Genomic DNA, 17,133 nt, shown 5'->3' with positions numbered 1-17,133 from the left:
CCGCGCGGAGGCGGCCGGGTGAGGAGAGGGTGAGCTGCCTTCCCCGGCGGCGAGCGAGTGCACTCAGCCGGCCGGGATGACGGCCCGCGGCGGACCCCTGTGCCGCAGAGCGCCGATCAGCGCCTCCACCCCGTGCAGGGTCGCAGGGACGGTGTCGATCGGCGTGGAGATTCGGCCCAGCGCCGGCGTCACCGCGGCGACGCGGTCGACGAACCGGCGCAGCCGGAAGAAGGTGAACCGCGCGACGGCGAGCACCGTCCGCTCGCCGCGCAGCAGGACGGCGATGGTCAGCGCGGCGGCCGCGGCGTGGGCCAGCCACATCCAGACGTCCTCGCCGAGGAAGGTCGGGCCGGCCGTCACAGCGTCGGGCGCGGTGCTTGCGCCCGGCACCAGCGTCAGGTGCATGCCCGCGTGGAGGTGGCCGCCCATCGGCATCCCGCTGAAGCTCGCCGACGGGCTCAGGGTGAACAGGGCGTGGAAGAGGAACTGGCTGACCGCCACCGACAGTGTCACGCGCCAGAGCGCGACCCGGCGGCCGACGAGGACGATGCTCGCGAGCGACGAGAAGACCAGGCTGAGCGTGAGGGCGACGGCGCTGGGCGCCTGGCCGCCTCCCGCCATGTGGAACAGGGCGGCGACGAGCGTCGCGACGCCGGCGGCCGCGAAGCCGCGGACGACCCGGGCTCCGCGCGAACTCATGCCCCCACTCTACGCGGCGTCGAAGAGCCGTCCAGGCGCACAAACGCGACCCGCCGAGCACCTCGGGGTCAGAGGGTGCTCGGCGGTCGCGTCGGGCCGACGGCGGCCGCGTTCTGCTCGGGTCAGAGCGCGGCCGGGTCCCTGTCGTCGATGTTCGCAGGGGCCTTCGCGTCGAGCTCCGCGGGGAGCTCGAGCGGACGACGTGTGTAGTACGCCTTGCCCTTCCGGTAGAAGAGCACCAGCGGCACGATGCCGATGGCGATCAAGCCGACGCCGAGGACGTTCACGATCGGAGTGTTCTGCGTGATGCCCATCACGAAGATCACACCCATGAAGATCGCTCCCGCCAGCGGCCAGAGGAAGATCAGGATGGCGTTCTTCACCGACTTGAACAGCACCCGCCGGTAGGCGACCACCACGGCCAGCCCCGCGAGCGTGTAGTAGAAGGCGATCTGCATGCCGATCGAGGCGATCGCGTTCGTCATGATCTCGCCGACCGAGCCGAGCAGGTTGGAGCCGACGAACAGGATGATCGAGACGCCGACGACGATGAGCGTCGCGAACGCCGGGGTCTTCCAGCGCGGGTGGATGCGGCCGAACGCCTTCGGGATGGTGTGGTCGCGGCCCATCGCGAACAGCGTGCGGGTGACCTGGATGAGCGTGGTCTCCAGCGTCGCGATGGTGGACAGCGCGACGGCGACCACGAGGATCTTGCCGCCGATGCCCGGCCAGACGGCGTCGCCGAGGACCGAGAGGATGTTGGCGCTGTTGTTCTCGATCGTCTTCGACGGCAGCATGACGAGCGTCGCGATCGTGAAGATCTCGAACAGCAGGAACACGATCACGATGCCGATGATGCCGGCCGAGCCCGCGTTCTTGTGGCCGTCCTTGGTCTCCTCGTTGAGGTTCGAGGAGACATCCCAGCCCCAGTAGTAGAAGGCCGCGATGAGGGCCGCCGAGACGAACACGCCCTGGCCGGTCAGGTGGCTGAAGCCCAGCCAGTCCCACGAGAAGGACGGTCCGGCGTGGCTGCTGGTCGCTGCACGCACGATCATCAGCACGGCGAACAGGACGAGGATGCCGACCTCGATGAGCGACATGACCCACTGCGCGCGGGCGGTCACGTGCACGCCGAACAGCACGCACGCCGCCATCACGAGGAACCAGATGGCGCCGACGCCCGTGATGAGCCACGCGTTGTTGGCCTGGTCGGGCGCGAACAGCGTCACGGTCATCGCGCCGGCCGGGAGGGCTCCCGCGACCATGAAGATCGTGGCCGAGATGACCAGCGCCCAGCCGGACAGGAAGCCGAGGATGGGGTGGAGGGCCCGCGCGACCCAGGAGTACGTGGCTCCCGCGTTCACGTCGGCGCGGCCGAGGTAGAGGAACGCCCACGCGATGCCGAGCATCGGGATGCCGCACCAGAGGAGTGCGGCGGGCGCGCCGAGTGCTGCGGCGCCCACGAGGGTCGCTGTGGTGGCTGCGATCGAGTACGCGGGCGCGCTGCCCGCCACGGCCATCACGATGGAGCCGGCGGCGCTCACCCCGTCCGCCTGCAGTGCGTGTTTCTCTTCGCCCCCGCGAGGGTCGGCTCCGTTGCCGAGTGCTACGGAATCCGGCCGGGAATATTCCTGCGTCATTGCTCTCCCTGGCTAGGGTCGCGTATGCGACAGGGGGACGTTAGCAATTCCCGGACCCGAGGACAAGCCTTTTCGCCACGAAATCGGTTGTGAATGTGAATGAAACAGACGAAAACCGAGGCGGATGAGGGCCTACTCAGAGATTATCGACACTTTTCGTCCCGAGCGGCGGGGTCTCGACGGCCCCGCGGGACGGCTGGGCCGCGCGTTCGGTGGTGTGGTCGGCCTCCGACAGGACGAAGGTGGACCGCTCGGGCGTCCCTCCCGCGAGACGGAAGCCCAGTCGGAGCGCCAGCCGGGCCGACGACGTGTTGGACCGCTCGATGACCGCGGTCACCAGGCAGGCGCCCAGCTCGTCGAAAGCGACGTCGAGCATCGCCCGGGCGGCCTCCGTGGCGTAGCCGTGGCCGCCCTCCGCCGTGAGCTGCAGCCAGCCGACCTCCGCGATCCGGGTCTCCGGCGCGACCGTGCGCAGGTGCAGGGAGACGTCGCCGATGACGCGGCCGTCGTGCTCGACCGCGAGCACCAGGAGGTCGCCGGGAGCGGAGAGCGTGCGGTGCGCCGTGCGGGCGAGGAGGTGCGCGCCCACTTGACGCGAGGTCCGCAGCGGCCAGTCGAGGCCGCGGCGCACCTCCTCGTCATCCTCGATCCGACGCCAATCGGCTGCGTCCGCCGCGCGGTAGGGCCGCAGCAGCAGGCGGGCCGTCCTCACCTCGTGCGCCTCGACCGGCAGCCCGAGCACCGGCGCACCCCACAGGGAGCGCAGCGATCGCAGCGGGCGCGGGCGGCGCGGGAGAGAGGTCACAGCGTCCTCCTCTCCTGCTTCGACGGTAGAACGGGCGTGCTATGGCTGCGCTGCGACCTCCGCGGTCAGCGTGAGAAGCCCGGAAGCGTCGCATAGCCTACGCACAGGGCGTTGCGGTCGACCCCCGACGGGGTGTCTTCAAATCCGGGGCCGAATGTGCCTAGGGTTGCCCATGAGCGGCGACGAGGAGCGGCAGCCCGGGAAGGTCTCCCGGCGCACGGTCATCGGTGTGTCGGTGGGCGCCGTCGCGGTGGTGGCCGCCGGAGCGGTCGGCGTCGGCTCGCTGCTCTCCGCGTCCAACCGGTCGACGCCGGGCGGGACGCAGCCCACCGGCTCCGGGATGCTGACGGTCGCGCACCACGGCGGCTCCCGGGATTGGCCGGAGATGTCGATGCTCGGCTACCACAACTCCGTCCTCCTCGGGGCCAGGGCACTGGAGGTCTCGCTGGCGCGCACGAGGGACGGGGTCTGGTTCGGGCTGCACGACGCCACCCTCGACCGCACGTCGGGGACCACGGACTTCGTCGCGGCCGCGCACACCTGGGCGGAGGTCTCCCAGCACCGGATCTCGGCCGCGGGGACCACCAACCCGTCGCAACCGGCGCAGCCGTACGCCCGCTTCGAGGACATCGTCGCCGCCTATGCTGCGACCCACGTGCTCTACGTCGACCCGAAGGTCGTGCCGGCCATCCACTTCCCCGAGCTGTTCGCGATCATGTCCCGCACGCCGTCGCCGACGCGCGCCTTCGTGGCCAAGGGCTACTGCACGGCGACCGACTGGCCGGCCCAGGCCGCCGCGCGCGGTTACCGCGGCTGGGGGTACTACTACGCGTCGGAGGTGGAGGCCGACGCGAAGCTGCTGACCTCCACGCAGGCGCGCTGGACGACGCTGGGCCTCGACTACAACGGCTCCCCCGCAGTGTGGGAGCGGATGCGGAAGCTCGGCAGGCCGGTGCTGGCGCACGTCGTCCCTGACGCCACAGCCGCCGAGACCGCACGGAAGCGCGGCGCCTCCGGCATGGTCGTCTCCGGCGTCCGCGAGGTCCTCGCGCCGAAGGGCACGTAAACGCCCTTAAAACGCGGTTTGAGGGGCGTCTACGTGCCCCTCGGCGGTGGCGGGTCAGGGGCGGCGGGAGGCGGTGACGGTGAATTTGGGGTTGCGGGCGATCTGGCGGGTCGGGCCGACGGCACGCTCCAGGGCGGCACGGTAGCCGAGGTGCGAGTTCCACACCGTCCACAGCTCGCCTCCCGGCGCGAGCACCCGGCCGGCGTCGGCGAACATCCTGTGCGCGATCCCGGTGTGCACGGCGCCGCCGATGTGGAACGGCGGGTTGAGCACGATCAGGTCGGCCGACCCGTCCGGCTGCGAGGCCAAGCCGTCGTCGCGCACGACCTCGACCCGGTCGGCGACGTCGTTCGCCGCGGCGGTCGCCCGCGCCGAGGCGACCGCCGCCGCGGACTGGTCGGTCGCCATCACGCTCAGGCCCGGCCGGGACGTGGCGAGCGCGGAGGCCAGCACACCTGTTCCGCAGCCGAGGTCGATCGCCGTCCTCGCCTCCGGCACCGCGTCGCCGAGCACGGTCAGCAGGAACCGCGTCCCGATGTCCACCGTCGCGCCCGCGAACGCCGCGCCGTATGCGCAGACGTGGAGGCCTGTCGCCTCGTCGAACGCCCGGTCGGGCCAGCGGTCGAGCGCGAGCTCGGCGGCCGGCTCCGGCGTGCGCGCCGTGAGCACGCGGGCCTTCTGCCGGGCGAGGGACGCCTGCACGTCGCCGAAGACCTCTCCCAGCACGCCGTTCATCGCGGTGGTCATGTGCTTGAGCATCCCGCCCGCGAAGACCACGACCTCCGGATGCGCGTGCTCTGCGGTCAGCGCGGCGATCTCGGCGAGCGCCTCCAGGCTCCGCGGCAGGCGCAGCAGCACTGTGCGGGCGCCGGCGACGAGGGAGGCGTCGAGCGGCCGGTGCTCGTACGCGCCACCGAGCCCGAGGTCGTCGGAGTTGGCGTCGAGCGCCCGCTCGGCGGTGAGCGGGTCCTGGTGCACGCGTATGCCGCGGGCGCCGCGAGACGCCGCGGCGAGGGTGAGCGCTCCGTACGCGTCCCCGATGACGACCAGCCCGTCGCGGAGGACGTCGTCGCCGGCGAGGTCGGCGATCAGCCGGTCGGCGGCGTCCGACGCGAAGAGGTTCTGCGCTTCGACGTCGGGGCGGCGGCGGAGGCGCTCGTAGGGGAACACCGGTTCAGTCAATCAGACGGGACCGCGCGGTGTGGTACTCCTGAGCCATGACCGACCCCGACCCGCACGTCCTCGCGCCCGGACTCGCGCCGACGCCGTTCACCGCCGCGGAGATCCGCGCCGGCTGCCCCGAAGGGCGGGTGTCGGTGGTCCGCCACCCCGACGGGCTGACCGCGATCCGGTTCGCGGAGGGCGACGAGGAGGGCGCCTGGATCGAGGACACGCCCGTGGACGGGGAGGGCCGGCCCGCCGGCGGGGTCGAGCGCGAGCGGTCCACGTGGCTGGAGCTGCAGGAGCACGCCGCCTTCCCGGTGGAGAACACGACGATCGACCGCGTGGAGCTTCTCGGGCCGCTGGACCAGCGCCGGTGCCTTCGCTACAGGGTGCGGCGCGGGAATGCCACGCTCCTCTTCTGGTTCGCGGTCGACCTCCCGGGGATGCCCATCCGGGTGGACCGCTGCGAAGGCGGCGTGACGCTGACCACGCTCGAGGTGGTCAGGGTCTCCGGGATCCCCGTGCCTGGAAGGTGACGTCGCCTAGAACGTGACGTCGGCGGTCCCTACGACCTCCGCCGTGCGCCCGGGCGCCCGGTGGTTGCCCCAGTACAGGTTGGTGTGCGCGATGACGAGGTCGGGCGTCGGCGCGCCCCACTCGCTCAAGTCCTCCGTCGTGTGGGCGTCGCCGACAAGCGTCACGTCGTAGCCGCGCACGAGGCCGCCGTGGATGGTCGAACGGATGCACTCGTCCGTCTGCGAGCCGGTGACCACGAGCCGGCCGACGCCCGCGGCGGCGAGCACATCCTCCAGTTGCGTCTCCTCGAACGCGTCGGCGTAGTGCTTGGGCACCAGCGCCTCCGCGTCGTCGCGCGACAGCTCCGGCACGTACTGCCACGCCTCGCTGCCGTACTCGACGTTCTCGTCGGAGTGCTGGATCCAGACGACCGGGACGCCCTCGGAGCGCGCCCGGTCGACGAGGCCGCGGATGTTGCCGACCACGTCGTCCCGGCGGTACGCGCCGCCGATGACACCGTTCTGGACGTCGATCACCAGCAGTGCGGAGCCCTCGCGGCCCTGGAGTGTCGTCATGTCGTCCCCCTCACCGCACCGACGGTACTCGGGTCGGCGGCCGGAGGAAATGGTGCGCCCCCTCGGCCGGATCATCACGGCCGAGGGGGCGGGCTTCTGTGGGACGGCGCACTGCCGCCCCGGGTCACACGGTGAACCGGATCGGCTCCCCGAGCGTCGCGACCGACGTGCCGACCTGCACGGCATACTCGCCCGGCTCGGTGCGCCAGGCGTGGTCGTCGACCGACCAGTGCTGCAGGGAGCGCGGTTCCAGTTCGACGGTCGCGACCGCGGCCTCCCCCGCCTCCGCACGGACCAGGGCGTAGCCCGCCAGCCAGAGCACGGGCCGCTCGATGTCCGAGTCGGAGACGCGCGACAGGTACACCTGCACGACCTGCTTGCCCGCACGGTCGCCCACGTTGGTCACCGGGACGCTCACTGTGCGCCCGTCGAGGGTCGCCTCGCCGAGCTCCCACTCGGTGTAGCCGAGGCCGTGACCGAACGGGATGGCCGGGGCCGGGCCGCCGAGGGCCGCGCGGCGCAGCCACTCGCGGTAGCCGACGTTGAGCTTCTCGTCGTAGAACAGCTTCCCGTCGATCGGCTCGACCTGCCAGACCGGCACGTCCTCCTCGTCGGCGGCCCAGGTGGTCGGGATGCGGCCGCCGGGCTCGCGGGCGCCGGTGAGCACGTCGGCGAGCGCGCCGCCGGTCTCCTGACCCGGGAACCAGGTGAGCAGCACGGCCGGCGCCTCCTCCAGCCAGGGGAGGATGACGGGGCCGCCGGAGTTGACGACCACGACCGTGCGCGGGTTGACCGCGAGCACCCGGCGGACGAGCTCGTCCTGGCCGTCCGGGAGGCGCAGGCCGGTGCGGTCGAAGCCCTCCGACTCCAGGGTCTCGGTCGTGCCGACGACGACCACGGCGACGTCGGAGGCCGCGGCGAGCTCGACCGCGCGCGCCAGTTCGGCCTCGGGGTCGGCGAACGGCTCCTCGTAGCCGAAGGTGAACATGACGGCCGCCAGCCCGGCCTGCTGCTGGGGGCGGTGCTCCAGCCGCAGCGAGACGCTCTGGCCGGCCTTCAGCTCGACGGGGAACGACTGCTTCGGCGGGTTGAGGAACGCCATGAACGGGTCGGTGCCCTCCGGGAAGAACAGGCCGTCGCTCTTCAGCTCGCCGTCCACCTCGAAGCGGAACAGGCCGAGGCCTGCGAAGCCGACCGAGTACTCGCCGTCCTCGGGCGCGGTGAACTCGGCGGTGGCCTCCACCACGGCGGTCTCGCCGAGGATCGGGTCGCCGAGCCAGACCAGTTTGCCGGAGGCGCGGTGTTCGTCGAGCAGCACGGCGCCGTCCTCCGCGAGGAACCGGACGTGCACGCCGGGCTCGCCGGTCACGGGGTCGGTCGCCACGCGCGCGTCGATCGGGAGGACCGACTCCGACGACTTCACGCCGGCCGCGTAGCGGACCCGCTCTGCGCCGAACGCCTCGACCAGCCCGTCGAACGGGGTGACGACGTGGTCGGGGAACACCGTCGCGGAGCCACCACCCTGCGTGCGGGCGATGCGGGCATGCTCGCCCACCCCGGCGACGGTCGGCGCGGCGGCGGGGTCGAGCGGCAGCACGCCGTCGTTGCGCACCAGCACCATCCCGTCGGCCGCGGCCTCGCGCAACAGGGCGTCGATGCGCTCCTGCGGCCACGGCTCGGCGAGCGGGGCCGCAGCCTCCACACCATCGAGCGCGCCGAGGCGCCCGGCGAGCCGGAGGATGCGGCGCACCTTCTCGTCGATGGCGGCCTCGTCCACCTGGCCGGCCTGCACGGCCTGCACCAGCGCGTCGCCCCAGACGCCCTCCGGGCCGGGCATCGCGAGGTCCTGCGCCGAGCTCCCGGCGGCGACGGTGTCGCGCACGCCCATCCAGTCGGAGACCACGACGCCGTCGAAGCCCCACTCCTCCTTCAGCGGCGCGCGCAGCAGGTCGTTCTCGGTCATCGTGACGCCGTTGACCGAGTTGTAGGAGGACATCACCAGCCAGGCGCCGCCCTCCACGACCATGCGCTCGAACGGGGCGAGGTATACCTCGCGCAGCGTCCGCTCGTCCACCTGCACGTCGACGGTCATCCGGTCGGTCTCGCTGTCGTTCGCCACGTAGTGCTTGGGCGTGGCGCCGACACCGCAGGACTGGATGCCCTTCACGGAGGCGGTGCCGACGACGCCCGAGAGCCACGGGTCCTCGCTGTACGCCTCGAAGTGGCGGCCGCCGCGCGGCGAGCGCTGGATGTTGACGGTCGGGCCGAGCGCGACGCCGACGCCCTTGCGGCGGGCCTCCGCCGCGATGAGCTGCCCGAGCCGGTGCACCCGCTCGACGTCCCACGACGCGGCGAGGGAGGTCGGCGACGGGAGGCTTGCCGAGGAGTCGCGCTCGTCCCAGAGCTGGCCGCGGACGCCGGCGGGGCCGTCGGAGACCACGATGGTCTCCAGGCCGACCTGCGGCTCGTCGTGAAGGGTCCAGAAGGACGCGCCGGTGAGGAGGCGCACCTTCTGCTCGAGCGAGAGGGAGCCGAGCAGGCCGTCGAGGAACTCGTCGGCGACGTCGGTGGCGGTGGTGGTGTCGGTCATGACGGTGGTGCTCCTAGCGGACGGACTTGATCGGGAGGACGGCGAACGCACCCAGGAGGGCGATCACGATCCCGACCGGGAACAGGGCGGCGTAGCCGCCGAAGGTGAGGATGATCAGGGCGGCGATCCCGGGGGCGAGGGTCTGCGGGAGGGTGGCCGCGATGTTCAGGACGCCCAGGTCCTTGGCGAAGTCGTCCTTCGACGGCAGCACCTCGCTCATCAGGGCCGTGTCCACCGCCTGGAAGGCGCCGAAGCCGAGACCCGCGACGAACGCGAACAGCATCATGCCGACGATCGACGGGAAGATGAGCGGGAACAGCATCGAGACAGCCATGACGCTGCCCGCCACGATCACGACGACCTTGCGGCGTCCGAGCTTGTCGGACAGCGGACCGCCGATCAGCGTGGTGATGATCGTGCCGACCATGCTGATCAGGCTCAGCAGCGGGACGTAGCCGCCGGCCTTCGCACCCAGCCCGACGTAGTCGCGGAGGATGTAGAGCTGGTAGCCGGTGACCATGAAGTAGCCGGCGTAGAGGAGCAGGCGGCCGGTGAATCCCCAGAAGAAGTCGGGGTGCTTGACCGGGTTGACCCAGAACGTCTTGAGGAAGGCGCCGAGGTTGAGCGGCGGCTTCGGCTCGCCCTTGTTCGAGCGGTCCGGGTTGAAGACGACAAAGAGGACCAGGACGATCACGGCGATTCCGGCGAAGACCAGGTAGCCCAGCGACAGGTTGGACAGGAACATGGCGCCGACGATGCTGCCGCCGAGCGCGCCCACCATCAGGCCGAGCCCGGAGAAGGCGGAGAACGATCCACGGGCTCCGCTCGGCACCCGGTCGGGCAGGATGGCCGACAGCGGTCCCTGCGCGAAGTTGTAGCAGACCTGCACCATCACCCAGCCGATCCCGATCTGGAGGATGGTGTTCGACGAGCCCATGAAGATGAGCGAGAGGCCGCCGAGGAGGGCGCCGGCCACCATCCAGGGCGCGCGCCGGCCGAACCGGCTCCTGGTCCGGTCGGAGACCAGGCCGGCGATCGGCTGCGCGATCATGGCCGCGAACGCCCCGATCGTCGCGATCAGACCGTACGTCCCGACGCTCGCCTTGTCGCCGACGATGTTCGCGATCTGCGTCGGGAGGAGCAGCCCGGGGACGGCGCCCCAGATGCTGAACACAGCGACGTTGGCGACCGCCATCCACAGCATCAGCTTCAGCAGCTTGCCGCGCACCTTGACCTTCTGCGGCGCCTGGGCCGACACCGCGGAGGTCGGGGCTGCCGAGAACGCCGAGTCGGCGGTGGTCAGCGTCGAGCCGAGCGCCACGCTGTCGGGCGCGCCGGAGAGGTTCGGGGGGAGGGTGGGCTGGACCGGGCGGGGGCCCTCGGGGAAGTCATCAGACGGCGTTGTCACGGGAGGTTGTCCTTTCAGAGCAGGCGACGTTGCGTGCTAACACGCGTAACCATACGCCACCGCCTTCCTCGAATACAAGCCATCGCTCGGTTTTGCTGACGCGAGTAAGCAGATCCATTGCCGAGACATAGACTGAGCACACCATGTTCACGCCCCAGGTCGTCAAAGCCCCGACCAGCGCCGACGTCGCGCTCGCGGCGGGCGTCTCGCGCGCGACCGTGTCGTTCGTCCTCAACGACAAGCCGAACTCCCGGGTCTCCGACGACACCAGGCACCGCGTGCTGGAGGCCGCCCGTCTGCTGGGCTACACGCCCAACACCGCAGCCAGGTCACTGGCGAGCGGCGAGTCCGTCGCCGGGCTGCTCGTCGCGTCCTCCGCGATCGACCACGGCGCCACCGTCGCCCGGGCGCTGGACGCTCTGCTCTCCCGCACCGTGGACGACGGCATCGACGCCCTCCGGCACGCCGACACCGCGACGACCGGGGCGGAGGCCGGCCAGCTCTGGGCCAAGCTGCGGCCGGAGGCCGTGCTCGCCGAGGCCGCGCGCTGCGACGCGGAGGCCACCGAGGTGCTGCGGCTCGCAGGCGTGCGCGCGCTCGTCGTTCACGGCACCGTGGCCGTCGACTACGCGCCGTCGCTCGTCATCCCACAGCGCCCGTTCGGCGGCCTGGCCGTCGAGCACCTCGTGGCACTCGGCCACGACCACATCGTCTACCTCGCCCCCGCAACGCCCGGCCCTGCAGCCGCAGAACGCCTAGCGGGCGCCCGGGAGACCGCCGACCTGCTGGGCATCCGGCTCGACGTCACGCACGCGGCCGCCTCGGCCCGCACCCTCCGCGACTGGGCGCACGGCCGCCGCTACGACACGCACGCGCCCACCGCCATCGCGGCCTCCGACGACGGCCTCGCGATGGCCGCGATCCGCGCGCTCGCGGACGCCGGCCTCCGGGCGCCGGCCGACCTCTCGGTTGTCGGCGCGGACGACCACCCGGGAGCGGCGGACTTCCTGCCCCGGCTGAGCACGGTCACGTTCGACGCGGACGCGCTGGCGGGGACGCTCCTGGATGCCTTCGCGCGCATGCGCGCCGGCGAGCGGGTGGAGCTGCTGGAGGCGCCGCCGATCCGGCTGGAGGCGCGGGAGTCGTCGGCGGCGCCGACGCGCTGACGACGGCGCCACCCCTCCACGAGCGGCACCCGGTTACGGGGCCGCCCTCCGTCCGAAACGCCCAGTCGGCCCGCTTAGGCTTGAAGCCGTGGGGACTCTCGCTTGGCTCACGCTCGCTCTCGGGCTGCTCGCCGCCTACCCGGTGGTGCGCTTCGCCGCGCGCGGATGGCGGTTCCGCGCGGGGTCGACCGTGCGCGTCGTCGTCATCGGCCAGGTCGTCGGGCTCGCCTTCATCATCGCGTGGTGCCTCTTCGCGCCGCGGGCCGACCTGGGCGGGATCGGCTGGTTCGCGATCGCGCTGGCCTCCGTCGCGATCCCGCTCGCGCTCGGGGACGCGCTGCAGTCGGCCGGCCGGCTCCGGGTCCTCTCGATCGCGCTCACAGTCGTCATCGGGCTGACCGGGGTCGCCGCCGGAGCGCTCACCATCGCCCCCACCCTCGCGACGGCGACGGTGGCGGGGAAGGCCGTCCCGGTCACCGAGCAGACATTGACCAACGGCGCCCAGCTCACCGTGCGCATCCCGCCGACGGCCTCCGGGTTCTCGGCCCGCGACGCGCACCTCTTCGTGCCGCCGGGCTGGCTGCGCGACCCGTCCAGCACGCGTCCCGTCGTCGAGATGATGATGGGGCAGCCGGGCAACCCCACCCTCGGCGCGACGCTCGACGCCCTCCACGGCATCGGCGGCGAACGGCTGGACGACGCGCCGTTCATCCTCGTGGTGGACCAGCTCGGGAACATCAAGGCCAACCCGCCGTGCAGCGACACCAGCGCCGGCAAGCTCGACACCTACCTGTCGAAGGACGTCCCGGCCTGGATCCGCGGCAACCTCCCCGTGAGCGGCGACCGCGCGAACTGGGCGATCGCCGGATACTCCCACGGCGGCGAGTGCGCGGCCTACCTCGGCGCGAAGCACCCCGGCATCTGGGCGAACGTCGTGTCCATCTCCGGGCCGGACAAGCCGGGCGAGCACCGGCCGTACTACACGCGCGACACCTACTACGGCGGCAGCCAGGCGACCTACGCGGCCACCTGGCCGGCGAACATCCTCGCGTCCACCCGCTACCCGCAGCCGACGAGGGCGATCTTCGTCACCGGCGCGCTGGACACCCACTTCCGCCCGCAAGTGGAGGCGACCGCGACCGCCGCCGAGAAGGCCGGGTGGAAGGTCACCTACTGGGCCGTGCCGAACTCCACCCACACCCAGGCGCTGGAGCCCGGGCTGAAGACCGCGTACAACCAGCTCATCGGCGTGTGGGTCTCGTCCGGCGCCGTGGCGGCGCAGGCCGATCGGCTGCTCTGCACTCCGGACCAGAACGCGCGCGCCTGCGGCCTGACGCAGGCGGGGTCGGTCGCCGGAACCGTAACGATCGTCGACCTCAGCGTGCTCGCCGTGTTCCTCGGGGCGCAGCTGCTGCTGTTCTTCCGCCGCGGGCGCCGCCTCCGCGCCGAGGCCGACCCCGCCTGACCCGCCCAGCCCGCACTTTTCGTGCCGAATGTCCCGTATCGCGTCGCTATTCGCGACATTCGTGCCGAATCGCGGCGGCTACGCGGCGACGGTGTCGCGCGCGGCGCTGAACGCCGCGACGCAGCGCCGGATCTCGTCGTCGGTGTGAGCGGCCGAGAGCTGCACGCGGATCCGCGCCTTGCCGCGCGGCACCACCGGGAACGAGAACGCCGTCACGTACACGCCGTGCTTCTGCATCTCGTCCGCGATGCGGGCGGTGAGCGCGGCGTCGCCGAACATCACGGGCACGATCGGGTGCTCGCCCGGCAGGAGGTCGAAGCCGGCCTCCGTCATCAGCTCGCGGAACAGCGCGGCGTTCGCGACGAGGCGCGCGCGCAGCTCGTCCGACTGCTCCAGCAGGTCGAGCGCGGCCAGCGTGCCGGCCACGATCGACGGCGCGAGCGTGTTCGAGAACAGGTAGGGCCGGGCGCGCTGGCGCAGGAGGTCGACGACCTCCTGGCGGGAGGAGACGTACCCTCCCGACGCGCCGCCGAGCGCCTTGCCGAACGTGCCGGTGTAGATGTCGACCCGGTCGGCCACGCCGCAGAACTCCGGGGTGCCGCGACCGTGCTCGCCGATGAAGCCGACGGCGTGCGAGTCGTCCACGAAGACCAGGGCGCCGAACTCGTCGGCCAGGTCGCAGATCTCGGCGAGCGGGGCGATGTAGCCGTCCATCGAGAACACCCCGTCGGTGACGACGACGGTGTGGCGCGCGCCCGCGTCGAGCGCAGCGGTGAGCTGGGCGCGGAGGTCGTCCATGTCGCGGTTCTTGTAGCGGAACCGCTGGGCCTTCGACAGGCGGATGCCGTCGATGATGGAGGCGTGGTTGAGCTCGTCGGAGACGATCGCATCCTCCGCGGAGAACAGCGTCTCGAACACACCGCCGTTGGCGTCGAAGCACGACGAGAACAGGATCGTCGCCTCGGTGCCGAGGAACGCGGACACCCGCCGCTCCAACTCCAGGTGCTGCTCCTGGGTGCCGCAGATGAACCGCACGCTCGCCATCCCGTAGCCCCAGTCGTCGAGCGCGGACTTCGCCGCGTCGCGGAGGGCGGGATGGTCGGCGAGACCGAGGTAGTTGTTGGCGCAGAAGTTCAGCACCTCCGCGCCGTCGGCGGTGATCAGCGCCGCCTGCGGGCCGTGGATGCTGCGCTCGCGCTTGGTGAGCCCGGCCTCCTCGATCTCCGTCAGCTGCGCCGCGAGGTGGTCGCGAAACGTCCCGTACATCAGAGCTCCGTCCAGTCGAGGATGACCTTGCCGCCGCCGGCCGCCGCAGCCGCGGCGAACCCCTTCTCCCAGTCGCGGGCCGCGAAGCGGTCGGACACGATCGAGGCGATGGAGTCGTGCAGCGGCTTGGAGGTCTGCAGCATCGCACCCATCGCGTTCCAGGTCTCGAACATCTCGCGGCCGTAGATGCCCTTCAGCGTGAGCATGTGCGTGACGACGATGCCCCAGTCGATCGCGATCTGCTGGCTCGGGAGGCCGAGCATCGCGATGCGGCCGCCGTGGTTCATGTTCTCGATCATCGAGGGCAGCGCGGTGGGGGCGCCGCTCATCTCGAAGCCGACGTCGAAGCCCTCGCGCATCCCGAGCGCCCGCTGGGCCTCCCGGATGTCGTGCTTCGAGACGTCGACGGTGAAGTCCGCGCCCATGCCCTTCGCGAGCTCCAGCCGCTGCGCGCTGACGTCGGTGCCGACGATGAAGCGGGCGCCGACGTGGCGGGCGACGGCGATGGCCATCAGCCCGATCGGCCCGCAGCCGGTGACGAGCACGTCCTCCCCGACCACCGGGAACGCGAGCGCGGTGTGGACGGCGTTGCCGAGCGGGTCGAACAGGGCGCCGACCTCCGGCTCGATGCCGTTGTGGTGCACCCAGACGTTCGTGGCGGGGAGCACGAGGTACTCGGCGAACGCGCCGTCGCGCTGCACGCCAACGCCCTGGGTGCGGATGCACATCTGGCGGCGGCCGGCGCGGCAGTTGCGGCAGGTGCCGCAGACGATGTGGCCCTCGCCGGAGACCTTGTCGCCGACCTCCACGTCGTGGACGAGGGAGCCGACCTCCACGACCTCGCCGTAGAACTCGTGGCCGGGGACCAGCGGTGCGGCGACGGCGGAGGCCGCCCAGTCGTCCCACCGCAGGATGTGCAGGTCGGTGCCGCAGATGCCGGTGCGCAGCACCCGGATCTTGACGTCCTCCGGCCCGATCACGGGCTCTGGAACCTCGACCAGGGCCAGACCTGGCGCGGCTTCGCTCTTGAACAGGGCCTTCATGTTCGCCATCCTCGTGGGGTTGTGCGGGTGCGTCTTCGCTGTGGCCGCCGTGCCTTGTGAGCGTGGAGGCCGCGCACCAGCCTACCCGCGGCGCGGGCTGGTGCGGCGCAGATGACGGACACGCGTGCGCGTCGGTAAGCTCTCCGCCATGACGGGCGAACTGGTCGGCGGCAGCACAGGCGGCGCCGCCGTACCCGTTCCCGGCGGCCGGCCGTGGACCGACGCCGACAGCGCGCTCTGGCACACCGCGCGCATCCTCGACTCGGTGGAGGGCGGTGTCCTTCCCGACCAGGGCATCCGTACGCTGTTCCCGCTGCACCCCGGGGAGGTCGCGCTCGCGCAGGGCACGTACACGCTCGACTCCCTGCGCGCGCTCGGCGACGGCAGCTACCAGCGCACCGGCTCGTTCGCATTCGGCTTCGGCGTGGTCGGCCTGGCGGTGACGGCCGGCACGCTCGCCGCCAATGCCTCGCGGAACAACGCCGCCCGCGCACAGGCCGCGGCCGACGCGCAGGTGGTCTGGCGGCCCGACCACGCGGGCCTGCTGACGGTCACGAACCTCGGCTTCTTCATCGTCACGAGCAGCGGCACGTTCTGGTGGGAGTGGGCGTCCGTGGACCTCATGCAGGTGGTCGCGTTCAACACAGTGGTGCTGCAGGGCCGCTCGGACCGCGGCCCCGTCACCTGGCGCGTCTACTCCCACTGGGCGGAGCTGCTGTTCGGCGTGTGGGCGCAGGCCCGGCATCCCGGCCACCCGCAGCTCGACGGCCGGGCGTGGCTGCCGGAGCGGTGGGAGGCGTGGGCCGGGTCGGTGGGGCATCCGCTGCCGCCCGCGTAGCGTTAGAGTGCGGTCATGAAGCGCGCACTCATCGTGATCGACGTGCAGAACGAGTACGTCACCGGCAACCTGAAGATCTGCCACCCGGACCTGATGACCTCCATCCCGAACATCGAGGTCGCGATGGACGCGGCCGCCGACCACGACGTGAAGCTCGTGCTCGTGCAGCACATCGAGGACGAGGGGTCACCGGTGTTCGCGCGCGGCTCGGAGGGCGCCGCCCTGCACTCGTCGGTCGCCGACCGCACGCCCGACCTCCTGGTCACCAAGCAGGGCGTCTCCTCGTTCGCGGGCACCCAGCTCGAGCAGTGGCTGCGCTCGGAGGGCGTCGACACGGTGGCGATCGCCGGCTACATGACCCAGCACTGCTGTGCCGGTACGGCCCGCGACGCAGCCGCGCTCGGCTTCACGGTGGAGTTCCTCTCCGACGCCACCGGAACGCTCGACCTCGTGAACGAGGCCGGCTCGATCTCGGCGGACGCCCTCCACATCAGCGTGCTGGTGACGATGGACTCGGAGTTCGCCGCCGTCGCGACCACCGAGGAGTGGACGCTGGCGGTGGAGGCCGGCGACGCCCTCCCGGCCTCGAACCTCTGGGACAGCACGGGCCACGCCCGCGTCCCGGGCAAGCACGAGGAGCTGCACAAGCTGATGCGGGAGGTCCGCGCGGGCATCGACAGCGACATCGCGGCCGAGGAGGCGCGCGAGTTCCGCAACACCCTCTACGTCGGCCAGGGCGCGTCCTCGTTGCTATAACGACCACCGCCGAGGGGCACGTAAACGCCCCTAAAAGCGCGTTTTAGGGGCGTTTGCGTGCCCTTCGGTCGTGTACAGATCCGCAGGCCCGCGGCCGCCTGGCTGAGAGCAGCCTCCACGCCGTCCCCCGCCCGGT

At 71.8% G+C, this 17,133-nt stretch carries 15 protein-coding genes; 6 read left to right on the top strand and 9 right to left on the bottom strand.

The genetic code is table 11. From position 1 onward, the window contains the following. Positions 1-63 precede the first annotated feature (63 nt). The 3 genes from ACFQ9V_RS04550 to ACFQ9V_RS04540 all read right to left on the bottom strand — a co-directional run bounded on the left by ACFQ9V_RS04550 (position 64) and on the right by ACFQ9V_RS04540 (position 3,144). The gene (locus ACFQ9V_RS04550) at positions 64-699 is read right to left on the bottom strand and encodes a hypothetical protein (RefSeq protein ID WP_382457980.1); all 636 of its coding nucleotides are present in this window, start codon (positions 697-699) and stop codon (positions 64-66) included. Between the two features lie 122 nt (positions 700-821). Continuing rightward, the gene (locus ACFQ9V_RS04545) at positions 822-2,243 is read right to left on the bottom strand and encodes an APC family permease (protein WP_382457979.1); all 1,422 of its coding nucleotides are present in this window, start codon (positions 2,241-2,243) and stop codon (positions 822-824) included. Positions 2,244-2,475: 232 nt separating this feature from the next. Beyond that, the gene (locus tag ACFQ9V_RS04540) at positions 2,476-3,144 is read right to left on the bottom strand and encodes a GNAT family N-acetyltransferase (RefSeq protein ID WP_382457978.1); all 669 of its coding nucleotides are present in this window, start codon (positions 3,142-3,144) and stop codon (positions 2,476-2,478) included. Between the two features lie 172 nt (positions 3,145-3,316). Between ACFQ9V_RS04540 and ACFQ9V_RS04535 the strand changes: the two genes are divergently transcribed. Continuing rightward, positions 3,317-4,210, top strand: coding sequence for a glycerophosphodiester phosphodiesterase (locus ACFQ9V_RS04535; protein ID WP_382457977.1), 894 nt, complete (start codon positions 3,317-3,319; stop codon positions 4,208-4,210). A gap of 54 nt (positions 4,211-4,264) precedes the next feature. On the opposite strand, the gene ACFQ9V_RS04530 is transcribed toward ACFQ9V_RS04535, so the two are convergent. After that, a complete protein-coding gene (locus ACFQ9V_RS04530) occupies positions 4,265-5,380 on the bottom strand; it encodes a class I SAM-dependent methyltransferase (protein ID WP_382457976.1) in 1,116 nt (371 codons plus the stop codon). Positions 5,381-5,427: 47 nt separating this feature from the next. Between ACFQ9V_RS04530 and ACFQ9V_RS04525 the strand changes: the two genes are divergently transcribed. Continuing rightward, complete coding sequence (locus ACFQ9V_RS04525) at positions 5,428-5,910, top strand: hypothetical protein (protein WP_382457975.1); 483 nt, start codon at positions 5,428-5,430, stop codon at positions 5,908-5,910. Positions 5,911-5,916: 6 nt separating this feature from the next. On the opposite strand, the gene ACFQ9V_RS04520 is transcribed toward ACFQ9V_RS04525, so the two are convergent. From ACFQ9V_RS04520 to ACFQ9V_RS04510, 3 genes are all read right to left on the bottom strand, one after another. Continuing rightward, complete coding sequence (locus ACFQ9V_RS04520; RefSeq protein ID WP_382457974.1) at positions 5,917-6,465, bottom strand: isochorismatase family protein; 549 nt, start codon at positions 6,463-6,465, stop codon at positions 5,917-5,919. A gap of 124 nt (positions 6,466-6,589) precedes the next feature. Continuing rightward, the gene (locus ACFQ9V_RS04515; protein WP_382457973.1) at positions 6,590-9,055 is read right to left on the bottom strand and encodes a glycoside hydrolase family 3 protein; all 2,466 of its coding nucleotides are present in this window, start codon (positions 9,053-9,055) and stop codon (positions 6,590-6,592) included. A gap of 13 nt (positions 9,056-9,068) precedes the next feature. Continuing rightward, positions 9,069-10,463, bottom strand: coding sequence for an MFS transporter (locus ACFQ9V_RS04510; RefSeq protein WP_382457972.1), 1,395 nt, complete (start codon positions 10,461-10,463; stop codon positions 9,069-9,071). 143 nt (positions 10,464-10,606) lie between these two features. Here ACFQ9V_RS04510 and ACFQ9V_RS04505 point away from each other — a divergent pair, with 143 nt between their 5' ends. Together ACFQ9V_RS04505 and ACFQ9V_RS04500 are read left to right on the top strand one after the other, a co-directional pair. After that, entirely contained in the window at positions 10,607-11,629 is a 1,023-nt protein-coding gene (locus tag ACFQ9V_RS04505; protein WP_382457971.1) for a LacI family DNA-binding transcriptional regulator, read from the top strand. Positions 11,630-11,717: 88 nt separating this feature from the next. Beyond that, complete coding sequence (locus tag ACFQ9V_RS04500; protein WP_382457970.1) at positions 11,718-13,094, top strand: alpha/beta hydrolase; 1,377 nt, start codon at positions 11,718-11,720, stop codon at positions 13,092-13,094. Between the two features lie 78 nt (positions 13,095-13,172). On the opposite strand, the gene ACFQ9V_RS04495 is transcribed toward ACFQ9V_RS04500, so the two are convergent. Together ACFQ9V_RS04495 and tdh are read right to left on the bottom strand one after the other, a co-directional pair. Next, entirely contained in the window at positions 13,173-14,360 is a 1,188-nt protein-coding gene (locus tag ACFQ9V_RS04495; protein ID WP_382457969.1) for a glycine C-acetyltransferase, read from the bottom strand. Beyond that, positions 14,360-15,403 (bottom strand): L-threonine 3-dehydrogenase, encoded by a 1,044-nt coding sequence (tdh, locus tag ACFQ9V_RS04490; protein ID WP_382457968.1) that lies wholly within the window; start codon positions 15,401-15,403, stop codon positions 14,360-14,362. The genes ACFQ9V_RS04495 and tdh overlap by 1 nt, the downstream gene beginning before the upstream one ends. A 148-nt stretch (positions 15,404-15,551) precedes the next feature. Between tdh and ACFQ9V_RS04485 the strand changes: the two genes are divergently transcribed. Together ACFQ9V_RS04485 and ACFQ9V_RS04480 are read left to right on the top strand one after the other, a co-directional pair. After that, complete coding sequence (locus ACFQ9V_RS04485) at positions 15,552-16,241, top strand: hypothetical protein (protein ID WP_382457967.1); 690 nt, start codon at positions 15,552-15,554, stop codon at positions 16,239-16,241. 15 nt (positions 16,242-16,256) lie between these two features. Next, positions 16,257-16,997 carry a cysteine hydrolase family protein gene (locus tag ACFQ9V_RS04480; protein ID WP_382457966.1) on the top strand — a complete coding sequence of 247 codons (741 nt, stop codon included), beginning with the start codon at positions 16,257-16,259 and terminating at the stop codon, positions 16,995-16,997. Positions 16,998-17,133: the final 136 nt, after the last annotated feature.

Origin of the sequence: Leifsonia sp. NPDC056665 (assembly GCF_042791795.1) — a bacterium.
GTDB lineage: Bacteria > Actinomycetota > Actinomycetes > Actinomycetales > Microbacteriaceae > Leifsonia.
The sequence above is the reverse complement of the archived record's forward strand: the minus strand, read 5'-3'. Positions and strand labels throughout refer to the sequence as shown.